14 protein-coding genes are annotated in these 18,048 nt (G+C 64.3%); 4 read left to right on the forward strand and 10 right to left on the reverse strand.

What is annotated here, in order from left to right:
- Positions 1-40 precede the first annotated feature (40 nt).
- The 9 genes from ABQX22_RS05670 to ABQX22_RS05710 form a co-directional block, all read right to left on the reverse strand.
- A complete protein-coding gene (locus ABQX22_RS05670) occupies positions 41-1,561 on the reverse strand; it encodes a class I adenylate-forming enzyme family protein (RefSeq protein ID WP_349797360.1) in 1,521 nt (506 codons plus the stop codon).
- Entirely contained in the window at positions 1,558-2,346 is a 789-nt protein-coding gene (locus tag ABQX22_RS05675) for a VOC family protein (RefSeq protein WP_349797362.1), read from the reverse strand. The genes ABQX22_RS05670 and ABQX22_RS05675 overlap by 4 nt, the downstream gene beginning before the upstream one ends.
- Positions 2,347-2,349: 3 nt before the next feature.
- A complete protein-coding gene (locus ABQX22_RS05680; protein WP_349797364.1) occupies positions 2,350-2,772 on the reverse strand; it encodes a PaaI family thioesterase in 423 nt (140 codons plus the stop codon).
- A gap of 92 nt (positions 2,773-2,864) precedes the next feature.
- The gene (locus ABQX22_RS05685) at positions 2,865-3,869 is read right to left on the reverse strand and encodes a quinone oxidoreductase family protein (protein WP_349797366.1); all 1,005 of its coding nucleotides are present in this window, start codon (positions 3,867-3,869) and stop codon (positions 2,865-2,867) included.
- Positions 3,870-3,898: 29 nt separating this feature from the next.
- A complete protein-coding gene (locus ABQX22_RS05690; RefSeq protein WP_349797368.1) occupies positions 3,899-4,882 on the reverse strand; it encodes an ABC transporter substrate-binding protein in 984 nt (327 codons plus the stop codon).
- Between the two features lie 18 nt (positions 4,883-4,900).
- The gene (locus tag ABQX22_RS05695) at positions 4,901-5,671 is read right to left on the reverse strand and encodes an ABC transporter permease (RefSeq protein ID WP_349797370.1); all 771 of its coding nucleotides are present in this window, start codon (positions 5,669-5,671) and stop codon (positions 4,901-4,903) included.
- Position 5,672: 1 nt separating this feature from the next.
- The gene (locus ABQX22_RS05700; RefSeq protein ID WP_349797372.1) at positions 5,673-6,434 is read right to left on the reverse strand and encodes an ABC transporter ATP-binding protein; all 762 of its coding nucleotides are present in this window, start codon (positions 6,432-6,434) and stop codon (positions 5,673-5,675) included.
- Positions 6,431-7,159: a GntR family transcriptional regulator gene (locus ABQX22_RS05705; RefSeq protein WP_349797374.1), complete on the reverse strand. Its 729-nt coding sequence runs from the start codon at positions 7,157-7,159 to the stop codon at positions 6,431-6,433. Before ABQX22_RS05705 ends, ABQX22_RS05700 begins: the two co-directional genes overlap by 4 nt.
- A 216-nt stretch (positions 7,160-7,375) precedes the next feature.
- Positions 7,376-8,293 carry a LysR family transcriptional regulator gene (locus ABQX22_RS05710; RefSeq protein ID WP_349797376.1) on the reverse strand — a complete coding sequence of 306 codons (918 nt, stop codon included), beginning with the start codon at positions 8,291-8,293 and terminating at the stop codon, positions 7,376-7,378.
- Between the two features lie 99 nt (positions 8,294-8,392).
- On the opposite strand from ABQX22_RS05710, the gene ABQX22_RS05715 reads away from it, so the two are divergent.
- The 4 genes from ABQX22_RS05715 to ABQX22_RS05730 are packed head-to-tail and all read left to right on the forward strand — an operon-like array spanning position 8,393 to position 14,665.
- Complete coding sequence (locus ABQX22_RS05715) at positions 8,393-11,818, forward strand: molybdopterin-dependent oxidoreductase (protein ID WP_349797378.1); 3,426 nt, start codon at positions 8,393-8,395, stop codon at positions 11,816-11,818.
- Positions 11,819-11,842: 24 nt separating this feature from the next.
- Entirely contained in the window at positions 11,843-12,781 is a 939-nt protein-coding gene (locus ABQX22_RS05720) for an ornithine cyclodeaminase family protein (RefSeq protein WP_349797380.1), read from the forward strand.
- A gap of 60 nt (positions 12,782-12,841) precedes the next feature.
- Positions 12,842-14,290, forward strand: a complete 1,449-nt coding sequence (locus ABQX22_RS05725) for a short-chain fatty acid transporter (protein WP_349797382.1) — start codon at positions 12,842-12,844, stop codon at positions 14,288-14,290.
- Between the two features lie 39 nt (positions 14,291-14,329).
- On the forward strand, positions 14,330-14,665 hold the full coding sequence (locus tag ABQX22_RS05730) for a DUF7693 family protein (protein ID WP_349797384.1): 336 nt from the start codon (positions 14,330-14,332) through the stop codon (positions 14,663-14,665).
- A 429-nt stretch (positions 14,666-15,094) separates the two neighbouring features.
- Here the strand turns inward: ABQX22_RS05730 and ABQX22_RS05735 are convergent, their stop codons facing one another.
- On the reverse strand, positions 15,095-17,215 hold the full coding sequence (locus ABQX22_RS05735) for a TonB-dependent siderophore receptor (protein ID WP_349797386.1): 2,121 nt from the start codon (positions 17,213-17,215) through the stop codon (positions 15,095-15,097).
- Positions 17,216-18,048: the final 833 nt, after the last annotated feature.

Consider the following 18,048-nt stretch of genomic DNA (forward strand, 5'->3'; position numbering starts at 1 on the left):
TCCTTGATCCGAAGGGTTATCGAAAGACGAGCAGTGGGTGTCAGGCCGATGCGTCGGCTTGCAGGCGCCGGGTGGCGTCCTGCAACAGGGCCGGCCGGTCGATTTTGTTGGTGCTGGCCAGCGGCAGCGCGTCGACGAACCAGATACGCCGGGGGTGTTGATAGGCCGGCGCGTGTTCGAGGGTGAACGCTTTGATCTGCGCCTCGCTGGCCTCGGCGCCTGCACTGAGCACCACAAACGCCATGGGTTTGAAGCCTTTGATTTCATCGGCCACCGGCACCACGCAGGCCTGTTGCACGGCGGGATGACGCTCCAGCAATTTTTCGATTTCGCCGGGGTAGATGTTCTCGCCGCCGCTGACGAACATGTCGTCACGCCGGCCGACGAAGGTGTAGAAGCCGTTGCCGTCGCGGCTGAACACGTCACCGGTGATGTAGAAACCGTCGTCGGTGAACGGCGCACGCAGGTCCGGCCGATTGTGGTAACCGGACATCAGGCCCGGGCTTTTGAGCTCCAGCACGCCTTCGTCGCTGAGCTGCCCGTGCTCGTCACGCAGGCGCAGTTGCACGTCAGGATGGGCATAGCCCACCGACAGCGGCGGACTCGTCAAACCCTGCGGGTGCGGACCGAAGACCACCGGGCCGCCTTCGGTGGTGCCGTAGGCATTGATGACCCGCGCAGTGGCCAACAAACGATGGATCTGCCCCAGCAGGCTGGCACTGACCGGGGCCGACCCCATCCGGACCACCCGCACCGAACTCAGGTCCGCCCGGGCCAGATGCGCCTGCTCGCGCAACATCATGGCGATCATCGGCGGCACGGCGGTCAGCCAGGTGCAGCGGTAGCGTTCGATGGCGTCGATGTAGCCGCTGGCGGTGAATTGTGGCAGCAGCACGGCACTCGCCCCGCTGGCCAGGGACAACAGCGCCAGGGCCAAGGCGTTCATGTGGTAAAGGGGCGCGGCGATGAGGGCGCGTTCCTGCGCCAGGGGCGTTGCGTGCAAGCGGGTGCGCACCACCCACAAATGCGCGGCATGACTCAGGATCACCCCTTTGGGTTTGCCGGTGGAACCGGAGGTGTACAGCATCATCGCCGGTTCGTCCTCGACCGGCTGAAAGGAGTCGAATGCACCGGCTTCGATGAATTGATCCAGCCCTTCCCCGCTGCCGCGCACCAACGACACCTGCGGCACATCGCCCGGCGCGAGCGCAGCATGGGCCGCATCGCAGAACAGCAGGCGCGCGCCACTGTCGCCGACCACGTACTCGATCAGCGCCCTGGGGAACCGATGATTGACCGGCACCGCCACCAGACCCGCGCGCATGATCCCCAGCACCACCGCGATGAACTCCACCGAATTGGCCCCCAGCAGCGCGATGCGGTCGCCCTGCGCATAACCGCGGGCCTTGAGTCCTCGGGCCACGCCGTTGGCCAGTTCATCCAGTTGGTCGAAGCGATAAGGCGATTCGCGCAGGTCGGCGTCCAGCCCCATGAACGCCAGCTGATCAGCCGGACTGTGGGCGCCGACCACATCGCCCAGGTTGCGAATGGCGTCGATCATGGGATGAACTCCAGCAAGGTGTCGAAGGCGGGAATGGCAAGCACGACCCGCTCGCTGTCCCGCTGATGCGCGAGGCCCAGGTTCGCTGCGCGCTGGGCAATCCCCGCCAGGTCAGCGCCACGCAAGGTGATCGCGGCGAAGCGCTCGGGGCGCTGGGTTTGCTGACTGGCCAAGTCACCGAAACGCAGGGCCAGCGCCGAGGCGTCCACCATGTCCAGCCGGAAACGCTCATCGAACGTGCCCAGTCTGGCGTACTGCTGACGGGTCGTTTCCGGGTCTTCGCTGACCACGGTCAAACCCGCGACAGCCGTAACACCGTTGGCATGGCCCAGCCATTCCGGGCGCCAGACCAGTTCCGGTGTTTCGTGATGACAGAAGTACACGCGGCCGGCAGCGAACTGACCGGGCGCCAGGCGTACCGTGCCGAACCGCGCATTACGGCTGATGCCGTCGATCTCCACGGGGCGGGAGAAATGCTGCACCGGCTGCACCAGGAAACCCTCGCGCACCAGTTCGGCATGAGTGGATTTCGGGTCGTGGGTGGCGATCACCAGCCCGTCGATGCCCCGAGGGCTGTCGAGCACTTCCTGGCGCAGGGTGTCGGTGCCCAACGGCAAGCCGATCAGTTCCAGATAGCCTTCGGCGAACATCATCAGGTGGTTGATCGAGCCCAGGGAGTGATGGCCACGGGGCGTGAGGGTGAAGCCCAGCTGCGTGAACAGCGTCGCAGCGGCATCCGTGTCGAAACGGGTGTTGATGACCAGATGGTCCAGTGCGGCGCTCATGGTTCAGGCCTTCGCCACGGGGGTGGAATACACGCCGCGACCGCTGGCCACCAGGTTGCCCTCGGTATCGAACAGTTGCGCCTCGGCCACCGAGAATTGCTTGCCGAACCTGATCACTTTGCCGCTGGCCCGCAGGTCGCCTTTGGCCGGGCGGTGGTAATCGACGCGCAGGTCGATGGTCGGTACGCCTTTCCCGGTGCGCGAAACCAGCGCCCAGTCGGCGGTCAAATCCACCAGCGCTGCAAGAATGCCGCCGTGGGTGTAGCCGCCCTCGACGTTGACCACCCATTCTTCGCGCCAGGTGGCGCTGAGCTCGATGGTGCCCTCGCCCACGTCAAGCACGTGCAGGCCAAGCCATTGGTGGTACGGCGCCTTGAGCAAGCGGGCCTGGATCTCTTCAGCGGTGGGCAGCGTGTTGTCGGTCATGAGAGTGGTTCCTTTCATAGCAAGAAGGTCCGGCACCGGCCGCGCGGGGTCGAGCGCGGGCGGTACGGGTGAATTGCGTGGCGATCAGACGATCAAGGCGTGACCACCACCTTGCCCAGCACCTCGCGGTCGCGGATCAGTGCCAGGCCTTCGGCGGCCTGTTCCAGGGGCAGGACGCGGTCGATGATCGGGTCGATTTTGCCCTCGGCGATCAGGTCCAGCAGACCGACCAGGTTGTCCTCGTAAAAGCTGTTGGAGCCCTTGATGTTCAGCTCGAAGCTCCAGACGTAACGCAGGTCTTCCTTGGGGTCGTGGCCGGCCGTGGCGCCGCAGACCAGCAAGGTGCCGCCGCGCTTGATGCACTTGAGTGATGGCAGCCAGGTGTCGCCGCCGGTGAAGTTGATCACCACGTCGACGCCGCCTTCGTGGTTGCGGCGTTGCGGCTTGCCGTATTGGCCGATGGCCCATTTGGAGAAGTCGGTGTCGCGGTAATTGATGACGTGGTCGGCGCCCAGCGCCTTGAGGCGCTCGCCTTTCTCGTCGCTGCCGGCACAGGCGATGACTTCGGCGCCCAGCAGTTTGGCGAGGATCACGCAGGCGGTGCCGACGCCGCCACTGGCGCCGAGGATCAACACCTTGTCGCCGGCCTTGACCGTGTTGTGGGTGATCAGCATGCGGTGTGCCGTGCCGTAGGCCACCGGCAGCGCGGCGGCCTGCTCGAAGCTCACGGCCTCTGGCAGGCGGATCAACTGACGGGCATCGACCAGGGTGTATTCGGCCATGCCGCCGTCGACCATTTCGCCCATCAGACCGACGTCAGGCTTGAGCGGGTTGATCAGCACCCGGTCGCCCACCTGCCAGCCTTCGACGCCGTCGCCGAGCTCGCTGACGGTACCGGCCAGGTCCAGGCCGATCACCACCGGCAGCGGCACCTTGATGCCGGGCATGCCCTTGACGGTGAACACGTCGTGATAGTTGAAGGACGAGGCGCCCACGCGGATCAGTACATGCCCGGCGCTGACGGCCGGGACCGGCTTGTTGGTGACGACGTGCAACCGGTCGAGGTCGCCGTGTTCGTCGAGTACCAGGGCTTTCATGGTTTTGCTCACAGTCGTTGTCTCCGTGATTACTTGAGGTTCTTGGATTGGGCGTACGGTTCGGTGGCGAACAGGTCGGCCGTAAGCTCGCCCTTGATCAGGCCGCTGTCGGCAAACACCTGATGTTCGCGGCGCAGGGTGTCGAGGTCTTGGGGCTCGAACGCCAGGCGGTTCATGGCGTTCCACTGGCCGACGTACACCCGTGCATCGTTTTCCGGGAGGTTGGCGCTTTTCTTCAGGATCGCGACCACGTCATCGGGGTGTGCGTCACCCCAGGCCAGGGTGTCGCGCAGGGCGGCAATCACCCGCGCCACCGTTTCCGGATGGGCGTCCACCAGTTTGGCGCTGACCGCACCGACGCCGATGTAAGGCACCGCGTCGGACTTGGTCAGGGTTTTCCATTCGTCCGCAAAGCTGCCCAGGCGCTTGAGCTTGAGCTCGTCACCCAGTTGCGCGATGGTCACGGAGCGCAAGGCGGCGCCGTCCACTTGCTTCTGTGCGAGAAACTGCGCCAGGCGTGCTTCGTTGCCGCCCACCAGGGAGAAGTCGTTGACCTTGATCCCGTGGTTGCCTTCCAGCACGGCGCTGGCGATCACCGCCACCGAAGACCCGGCGGGCGACATGCCGATTTTCTTGCCCATGAGTGCTTCGATGGAGTTGATCGGCGAGTCGGCCGGGACCACAAACTGCACATCGGCCGGCTGGGTGGCGGCAAAGATCTTGATCGGCACCCCTTCGGCCGCCGAGCTGAACACCCCGGCCAGCGGCGCGCCGAACGCCAGGTCAATGGAGCCGGCCGCCAGGGCGCGGATCGGCGCATTGACGTCCGGGAAGTGGAAGAACTCAGCCTCGATGCCGCGCTTGGCTAGGAAATCGCTGGCTTCCAGCACCGAGCCGTAGCCCAGGCTGACGCCGCTGGTCCAGTAGCCGATCCGAACCTTGTCCGCCGCGTGGGCAGCAACGGACAACACAGCGGTCGCAGCCAGCGCGGCGACAATGATCAATTTACGCATGGGTCGGAACCTTATGGGTTAAAGACTGTGGGTTTTCCAGCGGAACAGCCAGCGTTCCAGCGGCTTGAGCACACCGGCTTCGAGCAACAACATCAGGGCCACCAGCAGCACCGTCCAGGCGAACACCTGATCGCTTTGCACCAGATCCGCCGCCTGGCGCAGGCGATAGCCGATGCCGTCCGAGGCGCCCAGGGTTTCGGCCACCAGCGACACCCGCCAGCCGAAGCCGAACGCCAGGCGCGCCCCGGAAAAGAAGTACGGCAGGATGCTCGGCAGCGAAATTTTCAGCAGGATCTGCAGGCGCGACATGCGGAACGAGCGCGCCAGTTCGACGTACTGCCGCTCCACGGTCTGGGCGCCTTGCCAGACATTGGTCAGGATCAGCGGCATGGCGGTCATGAACACCACGAACACGGTGGTGGCATCGGAAATACCGAACCAGATGATCGCGAAAATCGCCCAGATCGCCGAAGACACCGTGTTGAATACCGCCAGCAACGGTTCGAAGAAACGCGCCAGCACCCGGCTCGTGCCCAACGCCAGGCCCAGCGGCGTACCCACCGCCACGGCCAGGAGAAAACCGCTGAACACCCGACCCATGGTGGCGCCGACGTCATGCAAAAACGTTTCGCTGTGCAGCAAAGCGTTGAGCGCAGCGAACACCTTTTGTGGCCCCGGCAACACGAACGACGGCAATCGCCCGGCGGCGTACCACCAGAGCACGGCGAAGACCGCGATCAGGGCAAGGCGCTGCAAGAACAGACTGGTATAGCGTTTGGCGTTGTGCATCTCACAGCTCCAGCCGCAGTTGACGAACCTGCTCGGTCACGGCCGGATCGGTCGGGATCCGTGGCCGGGCCAGGCTCATGGACTTGATCGCGCGGATGCGGCCCGGCCGTGGTTCCAGCACGATCACCCGGTCGGCCAGCACCACCGCCTCTTCAACGTCGTGGGTGACAAACAGCACGGTCATCGAGGTCAGCGCCTGCAGGCGCAGCAACTCGTCATGCATCTGGCTGCGGGTGTGGGGGTCCAGCTTGGAAAACGGCTCGTCCATCAACAGAATCTGCGGTTGCACCACCAGGCTGCGCGCCAGGGCCACGCGGCTGCGCATCCCGCCGGAAAGCTGATGGGGCCAGGCATTGGCGAACGCTTCGAGGTCCACCAGACGCAGCATCTGCGCCACCCGTTCTGCCCGCTCGTGCTTGCCGAGCGACGTGGCTTCCAGGCCAAACGCGACATTGGCCTTGACGCTGCGCCACGGCAGCAGGCGGTCTTCCTGAAACAGGTACGCCACGCGCTGCCAGTCCTGGAACTGCGCGGCGGGTTCGCCCTCGATGGCGAAGCTGCCGCGGTCCGGTTTCAACAGCCCGGAGACGATGTTGAGCAGCGTGCTTTTGCCGCAGCCCGAGGTGCCGAGCAAGGCGACGATCTCGCCGTTGGCCACGTCGAACGAGATATCCCGCAGCACTTCAAGGGCATCGAAATGTTTGCCAACGCCCTCAAGGCTGAGGGCGACCGCCTCGCGTTTGACTTCCAGTGCCGCATTCATCGCGCGAACCTCGCCGCCAGCAAGGGCAGAGACGCACCGGCTTCGCTGAGGCTGGCGTAGACCTTTTCCAGGGTCATGGCCTGGAAGGTTTCGATGTGGCGACGGGCGATCAGCTCGACACGTTTGGCGTCGCCCTCCTCGAACGCGGCGATCATGGCGTTGTGGTCGTGCTTGATTTCGGGTTTGGTGCCCTGGACGTTGAAGCCCAGCGCCACCAGGCGACTCATTTCGTCCATCAGGCTGGACAAGGTGCGCAGCAGCCGTTCATTGCCGGCGGCCTGGGCGATTTCCAGGTGAAACGCCTTGTTGGCATCCATGAACACGTCGATCTGATCCGGCAACGGCACCGGGTGCCTGACCCGGCACGCCGCTTCCAGCGCTTTCAGCCGTTCAATATCCACCCGTCCAACGGCGAGCCGCGCGGCCAGGGGTTCCAGCTGCACGCGCAGCATGAACACTTCTTCGACGTCTTTGACGGTGATGGTCGCGACCTGATAGCCCTTTCGCGGGCGGGAGGTCACCAGGTGTTCGTGGCACAACCGGGTCAAGGCAATGCGGCAACTGCTTTTGCCGATGCCGTAGCTTTCCATCAACCCCGGCTCGGTGATGTTCACCCCCGGCATCAGGCGGCACGACAGGATGTCCCGACGAATGCGGGCATAGGCGCAGGCGCCTTGGCTGGCAGTGTCAAACACAGCGCCTGGAGCGGCAGAGCAGATTGACATGGCGGGCCTCACTGAAACGAGTGGGCAGCTCACAGAGGGTGTCTGTGGGGCTTACCGAAGGCCGTTAAGCTAGATCAAACGCCCGCGTTCCCGAACGATTTGTTTTCACTATGAATATGCCGCCATCGCATAACGTAGGCGGCTCAGACGAGATTTATCTGATAATGCCGGGCCGCCAAAATCCCTCACGGGTTGCACTGCGCGGCCTGCAGCCGATTAACCCGAGGTTTTCAACATGTCCTTGAACGCGGCAGACAGGTAATTTTTCACTTCAAAGAAATTGCGGGAGTGGGACCGCGCCGGGTCCCAGACCAGGCCGACGTCCATGGACGGCACTGGATCGGTCAGCTGCCGCCGCACGATACGGTGACCGTCCAGTGACCACGGACGGTAAACCAGGTCCGACAGAATCGTGATCCCCTGCCCCGATGCCACCAGGCTGCGCACGGCCTCGATCGAGGAACTGCGAAACCCCACATCCGGCCTCAGGTTGTACTCACCCCAGTATTTGTCGACGGTCGAGACGTGCTCGTCCATGTCCAGCAGGAGGTAACGGTGCCGGGCCACGTCGGCCAGGCCCACACGGTCGGCAGTCATCAGCGGATGTTCCGGCGGCCCCCACAGCTGCCGGGGTGAACGGATCAAGGGCTGGCATTCCAGGGATTCATCGGCAGGCAGGTTAGAGGCCAGCAACAGCGCCATTTCCAGCGTGCCCTGGCGCACCTCTGCCTCGATTTCACTGCGCTCACGCTCGACAAACGTCGGCACCAGCCCGGGGAATTTCTTTTCCAGGGCTCGCATGACCGGCGACAGCACGTAGGCTGAAATGGTTTCGGTCACGCCGATCTTGATCGGGCCGCTGGCGGGTGACGGCCGCAAGGCCACGGAGTCCATGGCTTCGCGCATCACGATTTCGACGTGTTGGGCGTGGCGCAGAAAGCGCTCCCCCGCCTCCGTCAATCGCACCCCCGCCGCGTGACGGGTGAACAACGTCGCGCCCACCGTGGTTTCCAGCGCCTTGAGCGAAGCTGTCATCGACGACTGAGTCACGTGGCAGCGCTGCGCCGCACGGGACACCTGCCCGGTGTCCGCGATGGCGATGAAGTACTGCAGCTGTCTCAAGGTCGGAAGCATCGGTTTTCTCAATATCGCATTACACACTCATTGAATTTTCAATGTGAGCCATCAGAGTAATACCATCGACCCACAACATTCTCCAAGGGTGCATCAGCCATGAGCGTTACCCAACGGCAAGACAAGGTGGGCTATTGCACCCTCTGCCGTTCCCGCTGCGGAACGGTGAACACCGTCGAGGGCGACCGGCTGATTGAAGTGCGCCCCGACACTGACCACCCCACCGGCAAGGCGATGTGCCTGAAGGGCAAGGCAGCGCCCGAGTTGCTGCACAGCGCTGATCGCCAGTTATACCCGATGCGTCGCACCCACCCGAAAAACCACCCGGACCCCGGCTGGCAGGTGATTTCCTGGGACGAAGCGCTGAGCGAAGTGGCCGGGCGTCTTGAGCGGGCGCGACGCGAACAGGGCGCGGAATCGGTCGCCTTTGCCGTGACCACCCCCAGCGGCACACCGTTGAGCGACAGCATCGACTGGATCGAGCGCTTCATCCGGCTCTATGGCAGCCCCAACACCTGTTACGCCACCGAGATCTGCAACTGGCACAAGGATCACGCCCACGCCTTCACCTTTGGCTGCGGCATGCCCACCGCCGATTACCGTCGGGCCGACCTGATTCTGCTCTGGGGCCACAACCCCACCAACACCTGGCTGGCCCAGGCCGATGCCATCGGTGCAGGCCAGGCCGCCGGGGCGCGCATGATCGTGGTTGACCCGCGCAAGACCGCCCTGGCCGGGCAGGCAGACAGTTGGCTCCGCGTCTGCCCCGGCACCGATCTGGCCCTGGCCATGGGCCTTGCCAACCTGTTGATCGCCGGCAACACCTTTGACCAGGCCTTCGTCCGTCAATGGAGCAACGCCCCGCTGCTGGTGCGAGCCGACAACGGCCACTTCCTGCGGTGTGCCGACATCGGCATTGCCGGTGATCAGGATTACGTGGTGTGGAACGCCGTGCTCAACGCACCCGAGGCCTCCTCGGCCTTAAGCGCCGAGGTCCTCGAGCAGGCCAGTGTGCGCGGGCGCTTCACCCTGCTTCTGGAAGAAACGAGCGCGGCGCTGGAATGCTCGCCGGTGTTCGAGCTGTATGCCCGTGAATGCGCGCTGTACACGCCGCAGCGGGTCGAGGCCTTGACCCACGTGCCGGTCGAGCAGCTGGCGCAGGCGGCGGCGTTGATCGGCTCGTCTTCGCGGGTCGCGTTTCACGCCTGGTCCGGCGTCGGCCAGCAGGACAACGCTTCGCAGACCGACCGCGCTATCGCCTGCCTGTACGCCCTGACCGGCAGTTTCGACCGCAACGGCGGCAACCGGATTTACCAGAAACCGCCCTACAACCCGGTGATGTCATTCGACCTGCTGGCCCCCGAGCAACGCGCCAAGGCGCTGGGGCTGAGCGAGCGACCGCTGGGTCCGCCGTCCCAGGGCTGGGTCACGGCGCGGGACATGTATCAGGCCATCGTCCATGAACAGCCCTACCCGATTCGCACACTGATGGCCTTCGGCACCAACCTCCTGCTCTCCCAGCCCGACGTTCACTTGGGCGCAGAGGCGTTGGAGAAGCTGGACTTCTACGTGCACTGCGACCTGTTCGAATCCCCCAGCGCGCGCTACGCCGACATCTTTTTGCCGGTGAACACGCCGTGGGAGCGCGAAGGCCTGCGCATCGGTTTCGAGATCTCCGCCGAGGCCGATCGACTCGTACAACTGCGCCAGCAGATGGTCTCGCCACGGGGTGAATCCCGGTCCGACAGCGACATCGTGTTCGACCTCGCCACCCGCCTGGGCATGGGCGACGATTTCTTCGGCGGCTCGCTTGAAGCCGGCTGGAACCACATGCTCGAGCCCCTGGGCCTGACCGTCGAGCATTTGCGCCGCCAGCCTCAAGGCGTGTCCATCGAGACCCCTGATCAGGAACGCAAGTACGCCGCAAAACCGCGGCATCAGGGGTTCAACACGCCCACCGGGCTGGTGGAATTCTATTCGGAAAAACTGCTGCGCCACGGCTACAGCCCGCTGCCACGCGCTCTGGCCAACGACCCGCGCAAGGAAGCCCTGCACCGGGCGTTCCCGCTGGTGCTGACCTCGGCCAAGAACGGCTATTTCTGTCACAGCCAACACCGCAGCCTGGCGTCCTTGCGCCGCAAGGCCTTGCACCCGGTCCTGGAAATCTCGGCCGCGCTGGCCGCGCAACAGCGGATCGATGCGGGCGCCACCGTGCTGGTGACCACCGACAGCGGCCAGGCGAAGTTTTCCGCCAGCATCGTCGAGGGCTTGCACCCGTCCGTGGTGGTCGGTGAATACGGTTGGTGGCAACGCTGTGAAGCCCTGGGTCAGGACGAGCTGCCGGTACAGGGCCGCCACGGCAGCAACTTCAACAGCCTGGTCAGCGACGCGGCCTTCGACCCCATCAGCGGTTCTTCGCCCTTGCGCGCCTATCGCTGCACGGTGCAACGGGACACCCTCAGTGACGATCAACAGTGCCGCTGGGAGGGTTTGCGCCTGTTCACGGTCACGGCCCTCACCCCCGAGGCCGCCGACGTGACCACGGTCAGCTTCGAGGCCAGCGACGGCGGCGCCGTGCCTGACTTCCAGCCCGGTCAGCACATCACTCTCGAGCTGAACACGCCCGACGAACCCACGTTGCGCTCTTATTCGATGACCGGGCGCGCGCAGGTGCAGGATCGACGGGGTTATCAGATTTCGGTCCGCCGGGCGATGGCGACAGACGCCCAAGGCAGCCCGCAACTCGGGCTGGGCTCGGGCTTCATTCACGATCAATTGAAAGTGGGCGACACGCTGCTGGCGCACTTGCCATCGGGGCATTTCATTCTGCCGCTGCACAGTCGCCGGCCATTGCTGCTGATTGCTTCGGGCATCGGTATCACCCCGTTCCTGAACCTGCTGGAATCCCTGCACGATCAGCCGGACACCCCCAGCATTCTGTTGCTGTACGGCAACCGCAACGGCGAGACCCATGCCTTCAAAGAGCGGCTCAAGGCCCTGGCCCACGCGCTGCCGAAGGTGAAGATCGTCAATTTCTACAGCCTGCCGGCCGCGTCAGACCGCCAGGGCGAGGATTACGACGTGGCTGGCCGGGTCAGCGCCGAACACGTTCCCAAGGCGCTGCTGCGCCAGCGTCCGTTGATTTACCTGTGCGGCGCGGCCGCGATGATGGCCGAGGTCGGCAGTGCGTTGCTTGAACGCGGGGTGCCACGCTTCGACATCCAGCAGGAGGCCTTCAAGTCACCGGTCAAGCCCGTGATCACCCCGGGCCAGGCCCACGACGTGACGTTCAGTCGCTCCGGCATCACGGCGCGGTGGACATCCGACGAAGGCCCGCTGTTGACCTTCGCCGAAAAACTGGGCGTGCGCCTGCCCAGCGGTTGTCGCGTGGGCCAGTGCGAAAGCTGCGCCGTCACTATGCAGCACGGCCAGGTCATGCACCTGCACGGCCAGGAACCGGATACCCCCTCGACCTGCCTGGCCTGCCAGGCGATTCCGTCCAGCGCCCTGACGCTGGACGCTTGATATGTGTGAAAACCAAGGTGACTCATGCTGATCATTGATGCCGAACAAACCCGGGCGCTGCTGCCCTTCGCGCAACTCATTCCCGCCCTGAAGGCGGCGTTCCGGGAAGAGGTGCACGTCCCGCTGCGGCACAACCATGCCCTCCATCCCGAATCCTCAGCGCCGGGTTGCATGCTCTTGATGCCCGCCTGGAACGACCAGGGCTTCCTCGGCATCAAGACCGTCACCATTTTTCCGCAGAACGCCGCAGCCGGGTTACCGGGCCTGCATTCCACGTACATGCTGCACAGCGCCACCACCGGTGCGCCGCTGGCGCTGATCGACGGCAACGAAATCACCTCCAGGCGCACCGCTGCTGCCTCGGCGCTGGCGGCAGACTACCTGAGCCGAACCGACGCCCGTTCGCTGCTGGTGGTGGGCGCAGGCCGGGTGGCGAGTCTTTTGCCCTACGCCTATCGCGCGGTCCGTCCGATCCAGCAGGTGGCGGTGTGGGACATCGACGCGGCAAACGCCGCGCGGCTGGTGGATCAGCTTCAGCGCGATGGTTTCCAGGCCCGGGTTGTCGACGACCTGGCCGCCGCCTGCGAACAGGCCGACATCATCACCTGTGCGACGTTATCGACGGCGCCGCTGATTCTGGGTGCCTGGTTGACGCCCGGCACTCACCTGGACCTGATTGGTGGCTTCACCCCGCAGATGCGCGAAAGTGACGACGCCTGCTTCGATGGCACCGAGGTGTTTATCGACACCGACGAAGCGCCGATGAAAGCCGGAGACCTGCTCAGCCCGCTGCACAGCGGTGTGCTGCACATGGAAGACATTCGCGCGGACCTGGCAAGCCTGTGCCGAGGAAAAAGCCCGGGCCGCATCGACGATCAGCACATCACGGTGTTCAAAGCGGTAGGCACGGCCCTGGAGGACCTGGCGGCTGCCCAACTGGTTTACGTTCAACACGCACAATAACTAGAAATTGCCCCTGCATGTCCCTTGCTGCCTTCCGCCCCGAACCTTCAGGAAGACATTATGAAAGAGTCTGTATTGCACCCCGGTGAGGCCGAAGAAAGCCTCGGTTTTTTTGAAAAAATTGCAGTCGGCGTCTCGAACTGGTCGGAACGCTGGTTTCCCGACTCGTACATCTTCGCGGCGCTGGCCGTGGTGCTGGTGGCGTTTGGCGCGCTGGCCACGGGCGCTTCGGTGAAGTCGGTGGCGGGCGCGTTTGGCGACGGCTACTGGAGCCTGATCCCGTTCACAATGCAGATGGCGCTGGTGGCCATTTCCGGCTACGTCGTCGCCGTCTCACCCCCCGCCTCCGTGCTGATCGAAAAACTCGCCGCCTTGCCCAAATCGGCGCGTGCCGCCGTGACCTTCGTGGCGTTCATCAGCATGGGGTTGTCGCTGTTCAACTGGGCGATCAGCCTGATCTTCAGCGGGCTGCTGGTGCGGGCGATGGCCCGTCGCACCGACTTGTCCATGGACTACCGCGCGGCCAGTGCCGCGGCCTATCTGGGCATGGGCGCCACCTGGGCGCTGGGCCTGAGTTCGGCAGCGGCGCAGTTACAGGCCAACCCCGCCAGCCTGCCCAAATCGCTGCTGGACATCACCGGCGTCATCCCGTTCTCGCAAACCATCTTCCTCTGGCAGTCGATGACCATGGCCGCGGTGCTGATCGTGGTGTCCTTGCTGGTGGCCTGGTTTTCCACCCCCACCGGCAAACGGGCGCGCACGGCCCAGGACATGGGTGTTGACCTCAGCGTCACCGACGAAGCCGCCGAGGGCCCTCGGCGCCCCGGCGAATGGCTGGAATACTCGCCGATACTGACCCTGTTGCTGGTGGCGCTGGGTGCCATCTGGTTGTTCAACGAGTTCACCACCAAGGACCCGATCTTCGCGATCTCTTCGCTGAACACTTACAACTTCCTGTTCCTGATGCTGGGCATGCTGCTCAACTGGCGACCCAAGCGCTTTCTCAACGCCATCGCCAAGTCGGTGCCGTCGGTGGCGGGTGTGCTGATCCAGTTCCCGCTGTACGGCGCCATCGCGTTCATGATGACCAAAGCGCAAGGGGTCGACGGCGCGACCCTGTCGCACCACATCGCCTCGCTGTTCGTGGCGGTGGCAGACAGCGACAGCTTCGCGGTGGTGATGGGCGTGTACTCGGCGGTGCTCGGCTTCCTGATTCCTTCCGGCGGCGGCAAGTGGATCATCGAGGCGCCTTATGTGATGCAGGCCGCCAATGAGTTGCACGTCAACCTCGGGTGGGCGGTGCAGGTCTACAACGCAGCCGAAGCCCTGCCCAACCTGATCAACCCGTTCTGGATGCTGCCGTTACTGGGCGTGCTGGGGATCAAGGCCCGGGACGTGGTCGGCTTTACCTTCACCCAGTTGCTGGTCCATACCCCGCTGGTGCTGGTGATGCTCTGGGGGTTCTCCATGACACTGGCCTACACCCCGCCTATGATGCCGACGCCGTAACGGTTTTGCCGTTACACCCCCAAGGCTCAGGAGCGCCACGTGGCAGAAGAAGATTGCAGCGCAGACGCGCCATCGCCGCTGACCGCCAGGGAGGTGGGCCAGCTGCTGCGCGATGTCACGTTGGGCCGTCGCGCCATGGTCCGCGTGCGTCCGCCTCTGCGGGAAGAGAGGCCTGCCGGCCTCGTCGTGGTGGACGTGGACGGCTGGTCCCTCTCGATCCGCTATGACGGCGACGCACTGGACTACTGTGAAGCCTGCGAAAGCCCGGATGGCCGGCGCTGGTCATTCGAACCGGGCAACCGGTACGGCACCGACCCGGTGGCTTTACTGTCGACCTGGGAGCACGGGACGCTTCAACGGCTACTTGTGACGTAGGCACAGGCGCGGGAGGGAGCTTGCTCGCGATCTGTCGGGGACGGCAGCACACCCTGCCCAGGCGGTTTCGACAGACTGACCTCTGCCGCCTTTTTCAGGGCCGCTTCGCGCCCCATCGCGGGACAAGCCGCGCTCCCACGGCCTTCGGCCAGAATCAAAAGCCTTGGCTAACGCGATACGCCGGGCCGACACACATCCCTGTAGGCGTCGCGAGCAGGCTCCCTCCCACGGCCTTCGGCCAGAATCAAAAGCCTTGGCCAACGCGATACGCCTGCCCGACACACATCGCTGTAGGCGTCGCGAGCAAGCTCCCTCCCACGGCCTTCGGCCAGAATTAGAAGCCTTGGCTAACGCGATACGCCGGGCCGACGCAGAGTCCCCTCCCATGGAGATGGTGTGATCAACGCTGCCGCCCTCCACCCGCCTTTGCTAGAACGTGACGCTGGCGGTAATGCGCGCCGTCCGCAATGCACCCTCCTCGACCTGCAGCGTGCTGCTGCCGGTGGTGGACGGGTAATATTCCTTGTTGAACAGGTTGTCGACGTTCAGCTGCAGGCTGGTTTTGTAGTCGTGAGTCGGCAGGTCCCAGCGCAGGAACGCGTCGGCGACGGTGAAGCTGTCCATCCAGAAGCTGTTGGCATCGTCGCCCGGGCGCTGGCCGACGTAACGGGCGCCGGCACCGGCGTGCCATTTGCCCGTTTCAGCGGGCAGGGCCAGGCGATGGCTGAGGTAGAGGCTGGCGGTGTGCATCGGCGCGTTGGGCAATCGGTTGCCTTCCTGCTCCGGGGATTCGTCGTTTTTCAGCACCCGGGTCTGATCGTAGGCGTAGGTGCCGATGACGCTCCAGTCCGGGGTGATTTCGCCGGTGATGTCCAGTTCCACGCCGCGCGAACGCGCCTTGCCCACGGCCTCATCGATACTGTCGCCATTGCTTTGCAGCACGCTGTTGACCAGGTTTTTCTTGACGATGTCGTAGACCGCCAGGTTCACGTTGAGGGCCTGGACCGGGGTGTATTTGATGCCGACTTCGTAGCTGCGCCCCTCGGTGGGCTTGAAGCTGGTGCCCGCGTCGTCCGCATCGTTGGGCACGAACGAGCGGCTGTAGTTGGCGTAAAGCGCCACCGTGTCGGTGGGCTGGTACACGATGCCGCCGAACGGGATGAATTTGTCGCCGTTGGAGTCGGCGCCCTTGGCATAGGCGCTGCCCAGGCCTTGATCGCTGTATTGGTCCCAATGTTCCTGGCGACCGCCAAACACCAGAATCCAGCGGTCGTTGAGGTGCCAGTTGTCCTTGAAATACACCGAGCTGGTCACCCGGTTGTTTTCGGCGTTGCTCTGGGCCGCGCTCACGGTCACCGGCTCAGCGAGCCTGCCGTAGACCGGGTTTTGCAGGTTGATATTCCCGGCCGTACTGCTGGCGTTGCGGTAGGTCTTGCCGCGGTATTTGTCCAGCGACTCGTTGTCCACGCCCACCACGATCTCGTGGCGCTGGCCGAACAGTTGCTGGTCGCCCATCAGGTCCAGCGCGGTGTAACGGCTCTCGTAGTCGTAATGCCCGCCGTTGGCGATGCGCCGCAGGGTGTTGCCGTTCAAGGTGCTCGGCTGGGCGATGGACAGGCTGTAACGGTCCTCGGTCCAGCCGTAGGTCAGGCGGCTGCGCCATGCGTCGTTGAGCTGGTATTCGAACTTGGCCGTCGTGGTCTGGCTGATGCCGACGGTCTTGGCCCAGCGTTCATCCAGGCGGTCGCGGTAGCTGATGTTGGCCGGGCCGCCATTGACGAACACGGTGCCGCGATCAAAGGGGCTGGCATAGTCGTTGTAGGTGTAGGCCAGGGAGAAACTGGCCCGGTCGCCGATCCAGGCGATCGACGGCGCGATGAGGGTGTGTTCGTCGACGCCGTAGTTGCGCCAGTAATCCTCGTGGCTGCGCTCGGCGATCAGTCGGTACGCCAGATTGGTGTCGCCCAGGGCGCCGGTGGTGTCCAGGCCGAATGACCCGCCCCCTTCGCTGAAGCCCGAGCCGGTCAGCGTGGTGCTGGGGGTGAACTGCGGTTGTTTGCTGATCACGTTGATCAGGCCGCCGGGCTCCAGCGCGCCGTACATCAGCGACGCCGGGCCTTTGAGCACTTCCACGTGATCGGTGGTGGCGCCCAGGTTGCGGCCAACGGCCGAGCGGATGCCGTCGCGCAGGATGGAGTTGTCATCGTTGCTGCCGAAACCGCGCTTGATCACCGCGTCCTTGGTGCCGCCCAGGGTGTTGGTCTGCGAGACACCGCTGACAAAGCGCATGGCGTCGTTGAGGTCCTTGACCTGATAGTCGTTCAGGGTCTGTGCTGCCACGGTGTTGACGGTTTGCGCCTCGTCACGGTTCTGGGTCGTGGTTTTGCTGGCCGTGCTGCCCTCGGTCGAGGTGTAGGTGGAGGGATTGCCGGCGTCCAGCGTGGACTGGATGACACTGGCCGGCAACTCGGTCGCGGTCTGCGCGGCCATGGCCACAGTGGGAAGTGCAGAACACAGCAGAACCGAGGCGTTAATCCGATTGAACAACATGACCACAGGGATGACTCCGTACCTAATGCTTAAAGAGAATGCTTCGCATCCGTACTATACGTGGCCGCAAAAGATTAACGCAGGGGTTTGATGAATCTTTTCAGCAGATAAGCCCTTTCGCGGATAAATCCGCGCCGGTATGGCCGTGTTGATGGTTGCTCACGCAACGCGTGGGAATGCAGCCCTGGACGCTCCGCGTCCGACGCGGAGCGTCATGCAAGGCGTTACCACGCGGAGCGTGGGAACGATCATGCGTCGGTCAGGTGGGCGTGTTGATCGTTCCTCACGCTCCGCGTGGGCATGCAGCCCTGGACGCTCCGCGTCCGACGCGCAGCGTCATGAAAAACGTTACCACGCGGAGCGTGGGAACGATCATGCGTCGGTCAGATGGGCGTGTTGATCGTTCCTCACGCTCCGCGTGGGAATGCAGCCCTGGACGCTCCGCGTCCGACGCGGAGCGTCATGCAAGGCGTTACCACGCCGAGCGTGGGAACGATCATGCGTCGGTCAGATGGGCGTGTTGATCGTTCCTCACGCTCCGCGTGGGAATGCAGCCTTGGACGCTCCGCGTCCGACGCGCAGCGTCATGAAAAACGTTACCACGCGGAGCGTGGGAACGATCAGAAGCGGTTCGGTGGCGCAGTTTGGTTTTTGATTCTGGCCGCAGGCCGTGGGAGCTGGCTTGCCTGCGATCTGCCGGAGACCGGCAGCAAAACCTTCAAACGCGGTGGATCGGGAAGCCGAAAGCCTCGCTCCAACAGCAAGGCGTTACCACGCCGAGCGTGGGAACGATCAGTATTGCGAGCAAGCTGCCTCCCACAGGCCCGGTCGCT

It is taken from the genome of Xanthomonas sp. WHRI 1810A (genome assembly GCF_040202885.1).
GTDB lineage: Bacteria > Pseudomonadota > Gammaproteobacteria > Pseudomonadales > Pseudomonadaceae > Aquipseudomonas.

Bases quoted from the DNA above. Each gene is read 5' to 3' on its own strand.
- ABQX22_RS05670 (WP_349797360.1), bottom strand. From the start codon at position 1,561: ATGATCGACGCCATTCGCAACCTGGGCGATGTGGTCGGCGCCCACAGT.
- ABQX22_RS05675 (WP_349797362.1), bottom strand. From the start codon at position 2,346: ATGAGCGCCGCACTGGACCATCTGGTCATCAACACCCGTTTCGACACG.
- ABQX22_RS05680 (WP_349797364.1), bottom strand. From the start codon at position 2,772: ATGACCGACAACACGCTGCCCACCGCTGAAGAGATCCAGGCCCGCTTG.
- ABQX22_RS05685 (WP_349797366.1), bottom strand. From the start codon at position 3,869: ATGAAAGCCCTGGTACTCGACGAACACGGCGACCTCGACCGGTTGCAC.
- ABQX22_RS05690 (WP_349797368.1), bottom strand. From the start codon at position 4,882: ATGCGTAAATTGATCATTGTCGCCGCGCTGGCTGCGACCGCTGTGTTG.
- ABQX22_RS05695 (WP_349797370.1), bottom strand. From the start codon at position 5,671: ATGCACAACGCCAAACGCTATACCAGTCTGTTCTTGCAGCGCCTTGCC.
- ABQX22_RS05700 (WP_349797372.1), bottom strand. From the start codon at position 6,434: ATGAATGCGGCACTGGAAGTCAAACGCGAGGCGGTCGCCCTCAGCCTT.
- ABQX22_RS05705 (WP_349797374.1), bottom strand. From the start codon at position 7,159: ATGTCAATCTGCTCTGCCGCTCCAGGCGCTGTGTTTGACACTGCCAGC.
- ABQX22_RS05710 (WP_349797376.1), bottom strand. From the start codon at position 8,293: ATGCTTCCGACCTTGAGACAGCTGCAGTACTTCATCGCCATCGCGGAC.
- ABQX22_RS05715 (WP_349797378.1), top strand. From the start codon at position 8,393: ATGAGCGTTACCCAACGGCAAGACAAGGTGGGCTATTGCACCCTCTGC.
- ABQX22_RS05720 (WP_349797380.1), top strand. From the start codon at position 11,843: ATGCTGATCATTGATGCCGAACAAACCCGGGCGCTGCTGCCCTTCGCG.
- ABQX22_RS05725 (WP_349797382.1), top strand. From the start codon at position 12,842: ATGAAAGAGTCTGTATTGCACCCCGGTGAGGCCGAAGAAAGCCTCGGT.
- ABQX22_RS05735 (WP_349797386.1), bottom strand. From the start codon at position 17,215: ATGTTGTTCAATCGGATTAACGCCTCGGTTCTGCTGTGTTCTGCACTT.